This window comes from Acrocarpospora macrocephala, assembly GCF_009687865.1.
GTDB classification, from domain to species: Bacteria; Actinomycetota; Actinomycetes; order Streptosporangiales; family Streptosporangiaceae; genus Acrocarpospora; species Acrocarpospora macrocephala.
Map to the genome: position 1 here is coordinate 16,661 of NZ_BLAE01000037.1, position 14,749 is coordinate 31,409.

The 14,749-nt window shown below is 67.0% G+C and carries 19 protein-coding genes and 2 pseudogenes; 15 read left to right on the plus strand and 6 right to left on the minus strand.

Features of this window, described 5'->3' with window-relative positions; all coding sequences use genetic code 11:
• Positions 1–7 precede the first annotated feature (7 nt).
• Positions 8–832, plus strand: coding sequence for an alpha/beta fold hydrolase (locus Amac_RS30580; RefSeq protein WP_155357888.1), 825 nt, complete (start codon positions 8–10; stop codon positions 830–832).
• 50 nt (positions 833–882) lie between these two features.
• Here Amac_RS30580 and Amac_RS30585 read toward each other — a convergent pair whose 3' ends face one another.
• Positions 883–1,806 (minus strand): LysR family transcriptional regulator, encoded by a 924-nt coding sequence (locus Amac_RS30585; RefSeq protein WP_155357889.1) that lies wholly within the window; start codon positions 1,804–1,806, stop codon positions 883–885.
• 84 nt (positions 1,807–1,890) lie between these two features.
• Between Amac_RS30585 and Amac_RS30590 the strand changes: the two genes are divergently transcribed.
• Entirely contained in the window at positions 1,891–3,225 is a 1,335-nt protein-coding gene (locus tag Amac_RS30590) for an MFS transporter (protein ID WP_155357890.1), read from the plus strand.
• On the opposite strand, the gene Amac_RS30595 is transcribed toward Amac_RS30590, so the two are convergent.
• On the minus strand, positions 3,219–3,854 hold the full coding sequence (locus Amac_RS30595) for a GntR family transcriptional regulator (RefSeq protein ID WP_218041391.1): 636 nt from the start codon (positions 3,852–3,854) through the stop codon (positions 3,219–3,221). The two genes, Amac_RS30590 and Amac_RS30595, sit on opposite strands and share 7 nt — an antisense overlap.
• Positions 3,855–4,239: 385 nt before the next feature.
• Here Amac_RS30595 and Amac_RS30600 point away from each other — a divergent pair, with 385 nt between their 5' ends.
• The 6 genes and pseudogenes from Amac_RS30600 (at position 4,240) to Amac_RS56510 (ending at position 7,398) form a co-directional block, all read left to right on the plus strand.
• Positions 4,240–5,349 (plus strand): branched-chain amino acid aminotransferase, encoded by a 1,110-nt coding sequence (locus Amac_RS30600; protein ID WP_155357892.1) that lies wholly within the window; start codon positions 4,240–4,242, stop codon positions 5,347–5,349.
• Positions 5,325–6,149 carry a hypothetical protein gene (locus Amac_RS30605; RefSeq protein WP_155357893.1) on the plus strand — a complete coding sequence of 275 codons (825 nt, stop codon included), beginning with the start codon at positions 5,325–5,327 and terminating at the stop codon, positions 6,147–6,149. Before Amac_RS30600 ends, Amac_RS30605 begins: the two co-directional genes overlap by 25 nt.
• Positions 6,146–6,595: a hypothetical protein gene (locus Amac_RS30610; protein WP_155357894.1), complete on the plus strand. Its 450-nt coding sequence runs from the start codon at positions 6,146–6,148 to the stop codon at positions 6,593–6,595. Before Amac_RS30605 ends, Amac_RS30610 begins: the two co-directional genes overlap by 4 nt.
• A 52-nt stretch (positions 6,596–6,647) precedes the next feature.
• Complete coding sequence (locus tag Amac_RS30615; RefSeq protein WP_155357895.1) at positions 6,648–6,797, plus strand: hypothetical protein; 150 nt, start codon at positions 6,648–6,650, stop codon at positions 6,795–6,797.
• Positions 6,798–6,883: 86 nt separating this feature from the next.
• Positions 6,884–7,096, plus strand: coding sequence for a peptidoglycan DD-metalloendopeptidase family protein (locus Amac_RS58100; RefSeq protein WP_373869908.1), 213 nt, complete (start codon positions 6,884–6,886; stop codon positions 7,094–7,096).
• Positions 7,096–7,398, plus strand: a pseudogene (locus tag Amac_RS56510) (DUF6112 family protein). The gene Amac_RS58100 and the pseudogene Amac_RS56510 overlap by 1 nt, the downstream one beginning before the upstream one ends.
• Here the strand turns inward: Amac_RS56510 and Amac_RS58405 are convergent.
• The gene (locus tag Amac_RS58405; RefSeq protein WP_444978803.1) at positions 7,386–7,787 is read right to left on the minus strand and encodes a nuclear transport factor 2 family protein; all 402 of its coding nucleotides are present in this window, start codon (positions 7,785–7,787) and stop codon (positions 7,386–7,388) included. The pseudogene Amac_RS56510 and the gene Amac_RS58405 overlap by 13 nt on opposite strands.
• A gap of 48 nt (positions 7,788–7,835) precedes the next feature.
• A pseudogene (locus Amac_RS58410) lies at positions 7,836–8,066 on the minus strand (IS256 family transposase); the annotation flags it as partial.
• 232 nt (positions 8,067–8,298) lie between these two features.
• Here Amac_RS58410 and Amac_RS30635 point away from each other — a divergent pair.
• The 5 genes from Amac_RS30635 to Amac_RS30655 all read left to right on the plus strand — a co-directional run bounded on the left by Amac_RS30635 (position 8,299) and on the right by Amac_RS30655 (position 11,816).
• Entirely contained in the window at positions 8,299–9,276 is a 978-nt protein-coding gene (locus Amac_RS30635; protein WP_155357896.1) for a hypothetical protein, read from the plus strand.
• Positions 9,277–9,334: 58 nt separating this feature from the next.
• On the plus strand, positions 9,335–9,787 hold the full coding sequence (locus Amac_RS30640; protein ID WP_155357897.1) for a hypothetical protein: 453 nt from the start codon (positions 9,335–9,337) through the stop codon (positions 9,785–9,787).
• A gap of 449 nt (positions 9,788–10,236) precedes the next feature.
• Positions 10,237–10,383, plus strand: coding sequence for a hypothetical protein (locus Amac_RS30645; protein ID WP_155357898.1), 147 nt, complete (start codon positions 10,237–10,239; stop codon positions 10,381–10,383).
• Positions 10,384–10,472: 89 nt separating this feature from the next.
• Positions 10,473–10,922, plus strand: a complete 450-nt coding sequence (locus Amac_RS30650; RefSeq protein WP_155357899.1) for a hypothetical protein — start codon at positions 10,473–10,475, stop codon at positions 10,920–10,922.
• Between the two features lie 171 nt (positions 10,923–11,093).
• A complete protein-coding gene (locus tag Amac_RS30655; RefSeq protein ID WP_155357900.1) occupies positions 11,094–11,816 on the plus strand; it encodes a TetR/AcrR family transcriptional regulator in 723 nt (240 codons plus the stop codon).
• Between the two features lie 35 nt (positions 11,817–11,851).
• Here Amac_RS30655 and Amac_RS30660 read toward each other — a convergent pair whose 3' ends face one another.
• Entirely contained in the window at positions 11,852–12,394 is a 543-nt protein-coding gene (locus Amac_RS30660) for a TetR/AcrR family transcriptional regulator (protein ID WP_170322749.1), read from the minus strand.
• A 147-nt stretch (positions 12,395–12,541) separates the two neighbouring features.
• Between Amac_RS30660 and Amac_RS30665 the strand changes: the two genes are divergently transcribed.
• Positions 12,542–13,459, plus strand: coding sequence for an alpha/beta hydrolase (locus Amac_RS30665; protein ID WP_155357902.1), 918 nt, complete (start codon positions 12,542–12,544; stop codon positions 13,457–13,459).
• Between the two features lie 244 nt (positions 13,460–13,703).
• On the plus strand, positions 13,704–14,075 hold the full coding sequence (locus tag Amac_RS30670; protein ID WP_155357903.1) for a nuclear transport factor 2 family protein: 372 nt from the start codon (positions 13,704–13,706) through the stop codon (positions 14,073–14,075).
• A 278-nt stretch (positions 14,076–14,353) separates the two neighbouring features.
• On the opposite strand, the gene Amac_RS30675 is transcribed toward Amac_RS30670, so the two are convergent.
• Positions 14,354–14,650, minus strand: a complete 297-nt coding sequence (locus Amac_RS30675) for an SDR family NAD(P)-dependent oxidoreductase (protein ID WP_155357904.1) — start codon at positions 14,648–14,650, stop codon at positions 14,354–14,356.
• Positions 14,651–14,749: the final 99 nt, after the last annotated feature.

The following is a 14,749-nucleotide window of genomic DNA, read 5'->3' on the forward strand; positions in this document are numbered from 1 at the left end:
CTGATTCATGCGCGTCTCTGGGGCTCCGCTATTGATCGAGGAGTTCGTCTGCCCGGCACAGGACGGGTTCCCGCTGACAGCGCAGATCGCCGGGGATGCGGAGGCGCCGGCCCTGCTGCTGCTCCAGGGGCAAGCGAACTCCCACCGGTGGTGGGATGGGCTGCGAGAAGCGTTCGAATGTAGCTTCCGGACGGTCACGATGGACTACCGGGGCACGGGGCGGAGCCGCGGTGAGGTCGGCCCGTGGACGACCACGAGCTTTGCCGTGGATGCTGCTGCGGTGCTCGACCGGCTGGGAGTGGACGCCGCGGTGGTGTACGGCGCCTCGATGGGCGGGCGCGTGGCCCAGATGTTCGCGGCGAACCATCCTGATCGGGTGACAGCGTTGGTGCTGGCATGCACCTCTCCCGGAGGCATCCATGCCATCGAGCGCAGCCAGGACATCCGCCGAGCTCTCGCCCGGGCGTCGTCGGCCGAGCGGTTGCAGCTTCTGCACGACTTGTTCTATACCGCGGACTGGCCGCGTCCTCCGCAGGAGAGCGCCCTGCTGGGCGATCCGAGCATGAGTCGGCAGGAGGCAGCAGCCCATCTGCGGGCGAGCGATCAGCACGACGCCTGGGACGTTCTGCCCTCGATCGCCGCGCCGACGCTGATCCTTCATGGTCAGGACGATCGGATGACTCCCGTGGACAACGCCGCCTTGCTGGCCGAGCGGATTCCTGACGCACGGCTACAGGTCTGCCCGCGGGGACGCCACGGGTTCTTCGAGGAGTTCTCCTCGCACGTGACCCCCGCTGTGCTCGGCTTCCTCGCCTCCCAGGTCGCTCGCTGAACGGTCAAGGGGAGACCCTTGCGGGGCTCTTACCGGAGGAGCCGGGCTGGTCAGCCGTGATGGGGGCGCAGGCCGATTTCGGTGAGCCGCCGGCCACGGCGGCGCAGCAGCGATTGGAAGGATGCCACAAGAGCTGATGGCGGCCGGTCGAGCCAGCAGGCTCCGATGTGCCTGACTGCTTCGGGGTCGGCGATCGGAACCTCGGCGCATCCGGGCGCGCCGTGAGGGTCGCGTGGCGCCACGCTCACGCCCAGGCCGGCGGAGACCAGTCCGCGCAGGGTGGCGAGGTCGTCGCCCTCGAACCCGATCATCAGGGTGAAGCCGGCGACGGTGGCGAGGTCATCCAAATAGGTGCGCATGCCGTATCCGCGCTTCATGCAGATGAAGGTCTCGGAGGCGGCTTCCTCGAAGGCGACCTTCGGCCGGGTGGCGAGGCGGTGGCCCTGCGGCACGACGAGCACCAGGGGTTCGGTGTGGAGGCGCAGCGTGGTGAGCCCAGAGCGCTCCGCGAGCGGCGAGACGAAGGCGACCTCGGCGGTTCCGTCGTCCAAGGCCGCCAGGCAGCGTGGACGCGAGGTTTGGATCAGCTCGAAGGTGACGCCCGGATGCTCTTGGAGGAAGGTCTTCACCAGGGCGGGGACGACTCGCTCGCCCAGGGTGCTTTGGAATGCCAGGGTGATGGTGCCACGGGCACCGGCCACCTGAGAGCGGACGGCCTCGACGCCGGCGCTGGCCGAGGCGATGACCGCCGCGGCGTGAGGGACCAGCGCCTCGCCGGCCGGTGTGAGACGCAAGGTGCGGCCGTGGCGTTCCACCACGGGCACGCCGAGTTCCTTGCCGAGCCGAGTCAGAGCCCGGCTCACGGTCGGCTGCGGCATCTGGAGGATGTCGGCGGCCGCGATCGTCTGGCCGGTCTCGGCCAGCGCGGCGAGCACCGGCAGCATCGGCAGCACCCGGCGGGTCGTGGAATCCATGCCCTCAGAATATCCATGAACGCATAGATCAGCCCCAATAGATGCATTGGACGCGCATGTTGCATCCTGCCTAGCGTGGCTGACGTGAGTGATACGAGTCGCACCGTCGCGGTGAGCGGTCATGCCAGGAGCAGTCCGTCGTACCGGCGTGTACTGATCGCTCTCGGCGCGGTGGGGGTCACGACGTTCGCCCAGTTGTACTACCCCCAAGCGCTGATACCCGCGATCAGCCGCGAGCTCGATGTGACGGCCGCGGACGCGGCGCTGACCATCTCGGGCGCGACGATCGGGCTCGCGGTGGCGGTGCTGGGCTGGTCGTGGGTCGCTGACCGATTCGGGCGGGCGTCCGTGATGAAGCTCGCCCTTGTCGCCTCGGTCGCTCTCGGCCTCGTGGCTCCGTTCGCGCCGTCATTCGAGGTGCTCATCATCGTGCGAGTCCTCCAAGGCGTGGCTTTGGGCGGAACCCCGGCGCTGGCGCTGACCTACCTGGCCGAGGAGGTCGATCGGCGCGACGCGATGGTGGCTGCAGGAACATACATCTCCGGCACGGTGATCGGCGGCCTCACCGGGCGGCTGATCGCCGCGCCGATCGCCGATCTACTCGGTTGGCGCGCTGGCGCGCTGGCGGTCGGCGTGCTTTCGATGGCCGGAGCGCTGCTCGCTGTTCTTCTTCTTCCCACCGCACGGCGCTTCCGCCGACCCGCGAAGTCCGAGCGCGGCTCGATGTGGGTTGGGGTGGTCGTCAACCTGAAGAACCCGGCAATGCTGATCCTCTACGCCCAGGCGTTCTTGCTGATGGGCGCCCACGTGGCGATCTACAACTACCTGGGCTATCGGCTCGAACAGCCGCCGTTCACGCTCCCGCCCGCAGTGACCGCCGTGATCTTCCTGGCCGGGCTCTCCGGCGCCGTGTCGGCCAGGATCGCGGGCCGGCTGGCGGCGAGATTCGGGCGGCGGCCGGTGCTGCTGTGGTCTTCGGCCACGATGGCCGCGGGCGCGGCGCTGACGATTCTCGACTGGCTTCCCACCGTGCTCCTCGGGTTGCTGATCTTCACCACCGCGTACTTCTCAGCCCATTCGATCGCCTCGGGCTGGGTCGGCCCGACCGCGACGACCGGCACCGCCCAGGCCACGTCCCTGTACTCGCTGTTCTACTACGCCGGTTCCAGCGCATTTGGCTGGCTGGGTGGGCTGGCGTTCGCGTTCGGCTGGGCAGGCACGGCACTGGTCGTCGTCGCGGTCGTGCTGACCGCGCTTGCCTGCGTCTACATGACGCTGCTCGGAAGTGGACGGCTGCTCGGAGCAGGCACGGACAACCCGCCTGCGTTGCGGAGCACCCAGGCCCGCGCAAGCGTTCGAGGTTCGTGCGCGGGCGTCGCTGCGACGCCGAGGCCCAAGTCCGCCGAGGCGGCTCAGTGATCTGCGTCGATCCCGCGCGCCGATCGGGGCCAGATCTGCTGAGTGCCGTGGTCGAGATGACGGCGAACGGCACTCTCCCCGTCGACCTGCACCTCATTCAGGAAGGCGCGGTGATCGTTGGCGACCTCCTCGGCCGAGTAGGTGGGGCGCAGATTGACCAACAGCAACAACATCTCCGAATCCAGACGAGCGTAAGCCTCCTCGATGCGCGGACTGCCCGCAGTTGCCACGAGGGCTCGGTGGACCGCGGCGTGCGCCGTGGCCACGAGACGCCAGTCATCGGGGTGTGTGCTGGCGACGCGCTCCAGCTCCAGCATCGCCTTCTGGAACGGTGCGGTGACCTCCTCTGGCCAGGACTGGCCGTAGCGTTCGCGGGTCAGCCGCACGGCTTCGGCCTCCAGCGCACAGCGCAGCTCTTGCAGCGCACGCACGTCCTCGGCGGTGAACGAGGTCACCCGTATGCCGCGGTAGGCCTCCTGAATGACCAGCCGCTCCGTGGCCAGGCGCGCAAGGGCGGTGCGCACCGTATGGCGCGACAGGCCTGCGGTCGAGGCCAGGGCCTCCTCACGCAACGGAGTGCCCGCTGCCAGCTCGCCGCTCAGGATTCGGCCGCGCAGATCATCGGCCAAACGGGCGGCCTCGGTCGGTCCGGGGGGTGCGTCACGGCGTCTGGGCGACATTCATTCTCCTCCGCGGGATTGAGCGTGGACGGCATCGCGCGACCCCGCCCCGACCGGCCAGGCACGCCGCCTGCGGTCAGCGCCCTAACAGAACCGGACAATACGAACGTCAAAGTGACCCCGTGGCGGCGAGCTGCTGTGCGGTGCGGAGCATCCGGGAGCACTTCACGCCTCCTAGTGTCGCAGGCCCGCTCCTGCCTGCGGTACATTGTTACACATTGTTCTTCGATCCCGGCGGTCACGCCCGCGCCACCGTCTGCTTGCTCGACCCTGCTGTCGGGGGCGACTGGCGCGCCAATGCCTCGCCAGACAACTCAGATAGGAGGCGAGGCCGATGCCCGCCGTGACCACCGCGAAGCCGTTCCAGCCGCGCATCGAGCGCCGCACAGACCCGGTGAGCGAGGCTGACCGCGATGCGATCCTGAACGCGCCCGGCTTCGGACAGCACTTCACCGATCACATGTTCCTGGCCGAGTGGACTCCCGAAGCTGGCTGGCACGACGAGCGGATCGTGCCCTACGGCCCGCTGGCCTTGGACCCGGCGACGGCTGCTCTGCACTACGCCCAGGAGATTTTCGAGGGGCTGAAGGCATACCGCCACGAGAACGGTTCGGTGTGGGTGTTCCGTCCCGAGCAGAACGCGGCCCGCTTCCAGCGCTCCGCTGCACGCATGATGCTGCCGGAACTGCCCATCGACTGGTTCATCGAGTCGATCGACGCGCTGCTCTCCGTTGATGGGGCGTGGGTTCCCGGTGGCGGTGAAAAGGCGCTCTACCTGCGGCCGTTCATGTTCGGCTCCGAGTCGTTCCTGGGCGTGCGGTCGGCGAGGAAGGCCACCTATGCGGTCATCGCTTCGCCCGTGGGTGGCTACTTCGACGCGGGCGTCAAGCCGGTGTCGCTCTGGCTGGCCGAGAACTACACCCGTGCCTCCGCTGGCGGAACCGGAGCGGCCAAGTGCGGCGGCAACTACGCCGCCAGCCTCCTGCCCCTCGCCGAGGCCGCCCAGCACGGTTGCGAGCAGGTCGTCTTCCTCGACGCGACGGAACACCGCATGGTCGAAGAACTCGGCGGCATGAACCTGTACTTCGTCTACGACGACGGGCAACTCGTCACCCCCGCCTCCGACTCCATTCTCGATGGCATCATCAAGAAGTCGCTGCGGGACGTGGCTGCCGATCTCGGCTACAACGTCACCGAGCGACCTATCGCCATCGAGGAGTGGACTGAGGGTGTCGCCGCAGGGCGGATCACCGAGGTGTTCGCCTGCGGCACCGCGGCGGTCATCACCCCGATCGGCCGACTGGTGTGGAGCGGCGGGGAGGTCAACAGCGCAGCGGATGGGCAGGCCGGCCCGGTGACGGCGACGCTGCGGCGTGCGCTCGTTGACCTGCAGTACGGGCGAGCCCAGGACACTCGGGGATGGATGCATCGGACCGGCCGCTGACGATGCCCCTGTCACGGCCCGCGCCAACACGTGAGACCGCCACGACGGCGCAGGCCGCCCTCGTGGCGGCATCCTTCGCCATGCTGCTGGCCGGCTCCAATGCGGTCTATCCGCTGCTGCCGGTCTATCGGGACATGCTCGGGCTCGAGCCGTTCGTACTCTCGCTGACCTTCACTCTCTATGTCGTCGTCCTCGTAGTGGCGCTCTTCGCGCTTGCCCGGCCTCGATTCACCCGTCATGCGGCTCCGCTCCTGCTGACGAGTCTCAGCATGATGATCGTCTCGGACCTGCTGATGGCCCACACCGAGGAAGCATTCATCCTGATCGGCCGCGCCCTCGGCGGTATCGCTGGCGGCCTGGGGACCGGAGCCGCGTCAGCGCTGGTCGTCGCGGCCATCGGGGCGCGAGGGCGCGCCGTGACCGCCACGGGAAACACCGCTGGCGGCGTCCTCGGCTTCGCCGGTTCTCAGCTCGTCGTCGCCTTCCTGGCGGAGGGAGCCCCGCAGGCAGTGTTCCTCAGCCATGCGGCCGTAGTCGGCGCTCTCCTGATCGCCACGTGCGTTGTGCTGTGGAAGTGCCGCGAGACGAACAGGGTCGTGCTCATAACGGTGCCGGGACTGCTCGCCTGGCGCGCATCGACCGACCCACGATGCGGATGTTCGTCACGGGCGCCATCGCATGGACCAGCGTCAGCGTGGCTGTTGTCTTCGGCGCTACCGTGTTCGCGGAACTGCACCAGCCTCTCGTACAAGCCATCGGCCCGCTCGTCCTGCTCTGTGCCAGCGCCATTGCTCAGTTGAGTAGCCGCGTCATCGCCCGCATTGCCGCCTGGGCCAGCGGCATGCTCGCCATGACCGGCGGCATCACCGGCATCCTGACCGGAGCCTGGCTTCGCGCCGCCTTGCCTGCGGTTGTCGGCTTCGCGCTTCTAGGAGCGGGCATCGGCATTGCCTACCGGGCTGCTCTCGTCGCCCTCACCCGCGGTGCCGCCGCGGCCCGCCAGGGGGCGCTGGCCTCGCTCTATGCCGCAATCACTTACTCTGTCGCCGCCGCAGTTGTCGCGCTGGTGGGCTGGATCGGCAACCTGACCGGCCTCGTCACCGCGACGATCGCCGCTCTCGCGGTACTCGGAGCCTCAGCGATCGTGGCGCTGGCCTGGGCTCCGCGTCTACGCGACACCATCGACTTCACTCGGCCGCACGCGCACAGTCACATCGAAACGGCGGCCATTGCGGACCGCATCTGAGGCGCATCCTCCCGTGAAACACGGTTCAGGTTCACGCCGCAGAGCTCAAACCATGAGCCGCGTGGCGGAGCGGACCGGAGAGGATTCCGGCGGCGATGTCAGGTGGGTCGCGTTCCCCGACTCCGCGCTCTCCTTTTCGCAGGTACGCATGAAGGGCGGCGCTCCGGACGCTCCCACCGGACTCCTGCACGGGCTCCGGTGAGCGCACATGGAACGCCCACAGCACCCGGCGACGGGGCCGAGTCCCACCGTCCAGGGTGAGCGGGTCGCGTCTTACTACGCGCATATGTGGGAGACGGGTATCCACGTCGCCGAGGGCATGACGTCACCGCCGGGCAGCACATCGGCGACGTCGGCTCCTCCGGCAAGTCCACCGGACCGCATCGCCACCTCGAAGTCAGGCCCGGCGGGCAGGGTCACGGTGCGGTTGATGCGGACGCCTGGCTCACCGAGCACGGCGGCGACGCGACCCCCGCCGCCTGCACGGAAGGTGAGGCGTGATGGACGTGTTCCCCGACTTCGGCAGCGTCGGCGGCACGAGCGACCTGCGCGCAATCGTTGGTGCGCTGTGCATGTTCGTGCTCGTGATCGCCGTGCTCATGCTCATCGTCTCCGCGATCGTGTGGGCGATCGCCTCCGCAAGCGGCAACTAACAGGCCGCCACCAAAGCCCGCATCGGCCTATGGGTCGCGGTCGGAGCCGCCGCCCTCGCCGGTGCCAGCGTCGCCTGGCTGAACTGCTGGAAGTCGGGCCGCACCTGGAATGAGCGGGCGCCACAGGCACCTGCTCGTCAGCTCCGCTGACGCTCGAACGCGCCGCGGATCGGTGCCGTGTCGTAGACGATATGCAGTCGGGTGATCCTGCCCTCGTCGTCCAGTTCTGCGACGTCGACCACGGTGAAGGGAGCGGGCTCCCCGCTGGCGAGCGTCCAGTCGAAGTCGAACCAGAAGCTCACGACCGTCCGACCATCCCGTTTGCCCGTCATGGTCGCGCGTAAAGTCAGGCGCGACTCCGACGTGTCCGCGAACAGCGCCGGGTAGAACTCCTGCGCCGGAAGCGTCCCGTACAGGGGGGAATGCACAATCCCTCCGGGCGCGAACAACGAGAGCGCGCGATCCGCATCGGCCGCCGCCAGGGCATCCAGGTAACCCGCCACCAGTCGCTCGTTCTGCACGGACCAATCACAGCACACCCAGCACGGCGCAGGCTCACTACAGCGCCGACCGGATGCAACGCGGACGCTCCTCCTCGTCGGCCGGGCAAACGTCCCAGCTGCGGTGGCGGTGGCGGTGCGCTGGTAGCGGGCGCGGCCGAGGAAAGCGTCCACCTCGGCCTCCACAGCGGTCTGGATGATCAGACGGGCGCCGAACCGGGCCACGTCCTCGATGACCTCGACCAGGTCACGGCCTTGGGTGAACAGGGCGTCGGTCTCGGCGCGGATGGCTTGAACGGGCGGTAATGTGCGTGCCACGAGCGTAGGTCCTTCTGTCGTGCGAACTTTGGTCGGTTCAACACGGCAACCCACGCTCGTTCCCTTTTACACCGCATCCTGGACGCGACCCGCGCTCTCGACGGGAACTGACGCAAGCAACGGCACGGTCTGGGCATCACGCCGAACTACTTTGCGCACCAAGCGTCGCGGGCTGAGCCATGCTGCGCTGAATAGATGCAAGTTCCGTATAGCCGCAATCTAACGATCACCTATGCTCCCGTTCATGACTTTTCAGTCCTATGCGCCAGACTCTCCGAGTCGAGAGATCTCCGAACCACCGGCGCCCGCAGCAGCGCAACCCCAGGAACAGAGGCCGCATCAGGAGGACGACGATAAGTCGGGCGTGCTCGACCTGCTCGAAAAGGTGGGGTCGATCCTCGTCCCACTCGGCGTGACGTTGTACGCGCTGCTCTACATGGGCTACCAGGGGATGTACGCGGTCTTCGGCATCACCCCCGAGCAGGCGGGAATCGACCAGTCAGTGTTGCTTGGCCGCCTGCTGGGTACGATTCTGCCGCTGCTGATCCTCGGCGCGATCGTCGTCGGGATACTCATCAGCATGGGCTGGCTGCTGAACCTGATCACGCGCGGCTGGGTGGGCCGGGCAGCGCAACGGATCAGAGAGCGGCCGTGGATCGTCGCCGCGGTCGCGGCGGCATGGGCGGGTGCGTCCTATCTGGGTTGGATGTACTTCGTGACCGCTCTGGACGCCGCCGATCCCACCGCAAGAGTGACAGTCGAGGCCAGCGATGTGCTCGTCGCAGCCGGGCTCGGCATGCTGGCTTATGTCGTGCCGTTCCGGCTGCTTCGACGCCGATCGATCGGCCGGGCGGGGCTGAAGGTCCTGGTCGGCGCGCTCACCGGCATCGGGCTCGGCTACATCCTCATGATCCAGATGATCTACGGTGCGATCGCGGTGCTGGAGAAGGGAGAGTCCACCGCGCTGTTGGACGCCGTCGGCTTCCAGACACAGTGGGCCAAGCTCCAGGACAGCAGCGGCAAGCCCCTCTACGACAGCCGCTGGATGATGGTGCTCGGCGAGCATGAGGGTGGGTACGCCATCTATGACTGCGACAAGGGACAGACGTTCCGTAAGTTCTCCGAGAGCACGATCCTGACCGAGGTCCAAATGTGGGCTCCCGACCGCGAGACGGGCTTCACCTGCGGAGGTCTTGCGGAGTCAGGCTAGCGATCTTTGGTCGCGGAATTAGGCCCGACACGTCCAAGGGCAGCTTCGGTTGTATCCGTTGATCGCGTGGAGTGGCAACACCGGCGAGTGCCTGGCCGTCAAACCGCACCCCGGGAACGCCGGCTCCAATACCGTCGCCGACCACGTCGAGGTGCTGGCCGCCGCGATCGCGCAGATTCCGCCGAAGTACCGCAGGCAGATCCTCATCACCTGTGATGGAACCGGAGCCACGATCGAACTGCCGCAGTTCATCACCACCTTCAACGCCCGCAGCCGCCGGGCGCACTACTCGCTCGGGTTCGGCCTCGATCAGCGCGCCCGGACCGCGATCGCCGCGCTGCCCGAACTGGTGTGGGCGTACGTCTTGGACGACCAGGAGAAGCCACCACGACAGCTCGCGCTGGGCTCCGCGGGCTACGACGCGGTCGTGGACAAGCTCCAGGGAATACTCGCGGACATCCGCGCCCGCAAGGACGTCTCACGCGGGGCCGACTCCCGGATGCGCCGCTGAGCTGACGAAACAGCATGCACCGGCTCATTGCCGTTCTCCCTGTTCACCCCCACCCCTCCCGGCCGACCAGGCCCACCGACGGCGAGGGTCGAGTGCGTAGGGTGCGCTCGACGCGGCACTCGACTCCGAAAGCGCCGCTCGGGACCGCCGAGACTGCACTCCTGTACACCTGGCTGCGTGACCTTGCACGCCCACCGAAGGCCTAATATAGCATCGATACCAATCGTGCCTATAGCTATGCTATATTCGACGAGTGCATGCTCCCTCGATAACCGTCGAACTCCTCACCCCCACCATTCGCGACTGCTTCGCCCGAGTGAGCGGGATCACCAAGCCGTCGCCGACTTCTTCAAAGACGACGCCATCGTGATCGACGAAGACAAGCCCCGCGAAGGCCGGCACGGATCCTCGACTGGCTCGACGGAGCTGCGAACGGATATGAGCACACCATGACCGTGATCGCCTCCGAAGTTGCCGAGGACGGCGCCAGCACCATGAAGACGCGTATCGAGGGGAACTCGTCCGGCGGTGTTGCGGAACTGCGCAACGCCTTCGAACTTGCAGACGAGAGCCGCATCGCCGCCCTCGCGCCATAGCGGAGAACCACTCGCTGTGCCCACATACTCGCCACGTCAACCGACGTCGGCGACGGAGCCCGACGCAGTCGGGCCAGAAGGAGAAACACATGCAGTACTACCAGGTGTTCATCAGTTCCGAGCAGACCGCTCAGGCGAATCGAATCCTCGACGCGCTCATGGCCAAGCAGCTCATCCTCGGCGGTCCGGTCATCGGTGGCCCAGCCAAGTTCCTCTGGAACTTCAAGGACAGCGCGGTGCCCGAGGGCATGCGCAAGCACAAGCTGCTCACCCTCGACCAAGATTACAACTACATCGTCAGCTATACCCGCGAGGACCTGAAGGAGGAACTCGTTCGGGTCGCGGAAGCCACCTCGCTTGAGGAGGTCTGCATGATCTCGTTCCTGCCGATGGAATTGAACGAGTCGCTCCGCAATCTCCTCGACGCGACGTTCGAGGGCCGCGAAGACTCCGCCGCGCCCGAGCCAGTCGACGCGGTAGCGGCGCTCACATTCGTTCCCAGCGCCGAGGTACCCGAGCGAACCAAGAGCTCGTTCTGACACTACCGGCCGTCGCCAACTAGCGCCCGAACAGCGGCCCCTCATGCAGAGGGGCCGCTCTTCGGGTAGCTTGAAGCGCTTCCATCAGGGACATGGCGGAAGGCGCAGCGTTTTCACTGCCAGTGCGAGTTGTTACGCCCATAGGGATGCTATACGAGATAAGATAGCGGCATGTCGACTATCGCGCCCTCAGCTCCCGTCCGCGATCGGCTCCTGCTCGCCGGTGCCCGGCTGTTGGAGGAGGCCGGCGACGGCGATGTGTCGACGCGGGCGGTCTGCGAGCTTGCCGGCGTCCAGGCCCCCGCCCTGTACCATCACTTCGGCAGCAAGCAGGGCCTGCTTGACGACGTCGTGAGCCACGGCTTCCGTCGTTTCCTCGCCGCGCGGCCCGCAGCGGGCGCAGACGCCCCATCCGACCCGGTGGATGCCATCCGTGAGGCGTGGGACATCCATGTGCAGTTCGGGGTGGAGCACCCCCGGTTCTACGGGTACATCTACACGCCGGTCGGTCGCGAGACCCCGTGCCGGGTGGTCTCCGAGGTCGAGGCGATGATCCTCTCCACCCTCGAGCCCGCCGCGCTCCACGGGCAACTCACGATCCCCCCGGCCGAGGCGGCCCGACAGATCCTCGCCGCGAGCAGCGGCGTCGTGCTCGCCCTCATCGCGAATTCGAATGAGTCGGTCGACTGGGAGCTGTCGCGACGCACCCGTGACGCGATCCTCGCGTCTATCACCTGGCCGCAGGCCGATACTCCCGAATCGGCGCCGACCGTGTCGAGCACGGCCATCGCGCTCGACGCGGCGCTTGACTCCGAAGGATCGCCGCTCGGGACCGCAGAGACCGCACTCCTGCACGCCTGGCTGCGCGACCTTGCGCGTCCATCGAAGGCCTAGCGTAGCGCTACGTGCAGAGGGGGCGGGAGCCGCCGCTACCGAGCTGATGTGGCCGATATTCCGGCAAGGATGACGTCGAGCGCTTTCCGCCGTTGCTCGACGGTTTCGGTCACGTCGGCCATGCGGACGAACATGGCTACGTCGTCGACGGTGATGTCCTCGCGTAGTCCACCTGCCGCCCGTAGGCGGTTCGTCGCAGGGCCGACGACATTGGTGATCAGGCGGTGGGCGTGCTCGTTGGTGCGGCGGCTCACGCTCGCCAGTTTCGCGAATGTGGCCACCTCGTCTTCCTGCATCGCACAGGTTTGTGTGAAGACAACCCGGAACGCCTCGTGGGGGTCGTCGATCTGCGTTGCCTGGTCGGCGTTGTGCTGCACATCGCGGATCATGTCGTCGAGGACGCCCTCGATCAGGTCATCCTTCGTGGGGAAGTGTCGATAGAGGCTGCTGGCCGCCATACCGGCCCGGCGGGTGACCTCTTCCAGGTTGATGTCGGGTCCGTGCTCGATGAATGCCGCCTGCGCCGCGGCGAGGAGCTTCTGCCGGTTTCGCAGCAGGTCCTTGCGCGGTGCCCGCACGGATGATGTACCCCCCATCCATAAAATGCTAGCACCACTCCGACTTTCCGGGTACCGTTAAAAGTGAGAGTAAGACTCTCACTAAGTTGAGGTCTCCCGACGCCGGTCCGCTGGCCGACGCAAACCCGAAACGAGAGTGGTATGGCCATGTCAAGATCTATCTTCCACCCCGACCTGCGGTTCGCACGCTTCCTGCCCCGCTCGACCGTCGGTCCGCGCAGCCTCGGACCGATCCGGCAGTTGAGCGCCTGCAGCGCCCGTCGACCTCCCTCTGGGGGGACCATCGAGTGGGTCAACGAGGAGGTCTCGGTTCGTGTCTTCCGGCCGGAGTCGCCCCGACCGCTCAGCCCCGCGTTGCTGTGGATTCACCGCGGCGGTCTCATCGTCGGCACTGCGGCCATGGCGGATCAGATGTGCCGTGAGGTGTCCGAACGGCTGGGCGTCGTCGCGGTGGCGGTGGAGTATCGGTTGGCACCCGAGCATCCCTTCCCAACTCCGCTAGAGGACTGCTACGCCGCGCTTCGCTGGCTGGCCCGGCAGCCGGCGATCGACCCCGATCACATCGCGATCGGCGGAGATAGCGCTGGCGGTGGACTGGCCGCCGCGCTGGCGCTGCTGGCCAAGGAACGTGACGAGGTCCACCCGGTGCTGCAAGTGCTGTCCTACCCGATGCTGGACGACCGGACCACGACGCGCACCGACATCGACCCGCGCCGATTGCGCATCTGGAGCCAGGACAATAACCGCCTCAGCTGGCGCGCGTACCTCGGCTCGACGGCTCGGGGCGACGTCCCGCCGCTGGCAGCCCCGGCCAGATATGAGGATCTCTCGGCGCTGCCCCCTGCCTGGATCGGCGTCGGCACAAACGACCTGTTCCACGACGAGGTCGTCGCCTACGCGGACCGGCTACGGCAGGCCGGTGTCGCGATGACCCTTCATTTGGTGCCCGGTGCCTACCACGGCTTCGACGTGATCGAGAAGAGGGCCAAGGTCTCGCGCTCCTACCGGCAGGAGCAACTCAACGCGCTGGACGCGGTGCTGAACCGCGATACGTCGCGGAATTGATCTTGTTTTCCGGCGCGGCACCACCCATGTCGGCGCCTCAGCGTGGAACCGCACCCGAGGCATCCCACGCCAGCGCTTGGGCGAGGCCTACACCCCCAAAACCCGCACGGGTGATGTATCCCCTACCCACGAAATGCTAGTTACACTCCGACTTTCCGGGTACTATCAAAACGAGAGTGAAACTCTCAGATCGAGAGTCGTGTCGCGATGGCGCGACACCGGACATTGAGAAGGAGGCGGCGAAATGCCGTCCGAAACGACAATGCGTACAGCGATGCAGGCCTACCTGGACGCGCTCAACAACCGCGACGTCGCGAGGATCATCGCCCTGTTCGCCGAGGGAGGCACCGTGGAGGACCCAGTGGGTTCCGGAGTCCATGACGCCCGCCCAGGACTCACTCGACTCGTGGGCGGGCTCCCGGACGGGGCGACGTTCACGCTTGACACGCCGATCCGCGCCTCGCACGGCTCAGGGGCGGCCATGGCCTTCACCGTGCGGATGGTCCTGGATGGCAAGCCTATTCAGATCCGCTCCCTGGACGTCATGCAGTTCGACGACGAAGGACTGATCACCGAGATGAAGGCGTATTACGGTCCTTCCGACATCACATCCTAGGAAGACGGGCGAATCCAGGCTCCTCATCTCGAGTGCGAACCGCGCGCTCGTCACCTCCGGCAGGGGCCTGGCCGGTCGCTGCGGCGAACGTAACGACACTCCCGCCATCTTCTACCGCGCGTACGAGCTCGGCGACCTGCGCAGGATCGCCGGTGCCTTCCATATGACGTTGCGTGCGAGCACAATGGTCTGCTCGGCCCACGTGCCGTACTCGAAGGTCGGGAGGGGCGGTCATCGACCTGCTGAACTCGCGGCCGCACGCCACACCGCATACCAGCTCAGCCCTTAGCAATGCCGGTGCCGGTGTTCACCACCCACCTCGCCGCCACCTGTGCGACGGTACCGCCGAACTGGCACAGATGTGCGACAGCGATGATCTCGACCGACTGGATTGGATCCGCCAGGTGCCAACCAGCGGGGGTGTCGTCGTTGCCGACCTGCACATCCGCCGGACGTGCGGACCGGCAGGTCAGCACGACACCGACCCCGGAGTTCGCGAGGCGGAATGCCGTAGTGCGGCCGAGGCCGCGGCTGCCTCCGGTGACGACGGCGATCTTCTGGCTGGTCGTGGTCATGAGCCTTCCTCAGGTTGAACTGTCGTATGGCATGACACGCCCGATGCGTTTCCGGGCGTCTGGATTTCAGTGCACCCGTGCGCCGCCCCGGCTGGCAGT

What these genes read in the sequence shown, in the direction of transcription:
- Amac_RS30580 (WP_155357888.1), top strand. Translation starts at nt 8, where the DNA reads ATGCGCGTCTCTGGGGCTCCGCTATTGATCGAGGAGTTCGTCTGCCCG.
- Amac_RS30585 (WP_155357889.1), bottom strand. Translation starts at nt 1,806, where the DNA reads ATGGATTCCACGACCCGCCGGGTGCTGCCGATGCTGCCGGTGCTCGCC.
- Amac_RS30600 (WP_155357892.1), top strand. Translation starts at nt 4,240, where the DNA reads ATGCCCGCCGTGACCACCGCGAAGCCGTTCCAGCCGCGCATCGAGCGC.
- Amac_RS30605 (WP_155357893.1), top strand. Translation starts at nt 5,325, where the DNA reads ATGGATGCATCGGACCGGCCGCTGACGATGCCCCTGTCACGGCCCGCG.
- Amac_RS30615 (WP_155357895.1), top strand. Translation starts at nt 6,648, where the DNA reads ATGAGCCGCGTGGCGGAGCGGACCGGAGAGGATTCCGGCGGCGATGTC.
- Amac_RS30635 (WP_155357896.1), top strand. Translation starts at nt 8,299, where the DNA reads ATGCTCCCGTTCATGACTTTTCAGTCCTATGCGCCAGACTCTCCGAGT.
- Amac_RS30645 (WP_155357898.1), top strand. Translation starts at nt 10,237, where the DNA reads ATGACCGTGATCGCCTCCGAAGTTGCCGAGGACGGCGCCAGCACCATG.
- Amac_RS30650 (WP_155357899.1), top strand. Translation starts at nt 10,473, where the DNA reads ATGCAGTACTACCAGGTGTTCATCAGTTCCGAGCAGACCGCTCAGGCG.
- Amac_RS30655 (WP_155357900.1), top strand. Translation starts at nt 11,094, where the DNA reads ATGTCGACTATCGCGCCCTCAGCTCCCGTCCGCGATCGGCTCCTGCTC.
- Amac_RS30665 (WP_155357902.1), top strand. Translation starts at nt 12,542, where the DNA reads ATGTCAAGATCTATCTTCCACCCCGACCTGCGGTTCGCACGCTTCCTG.
- Amac_RS30670 (WP_155357903.1), top strand. Translation starts at nt 13,704, where the DNA reads ATGCCGTCCGAAACGACAATGCGTACAGCGATGCAGGCCTACCTGGAC.
- Amac_RS30675 (WP_155357904.1), bottom strand. Translation starts at nt 14,650, where the DNA reads ATGACCACGACCAGCCAGAAGATCGCCGTCGTCACCGGAGGCAGCCGC.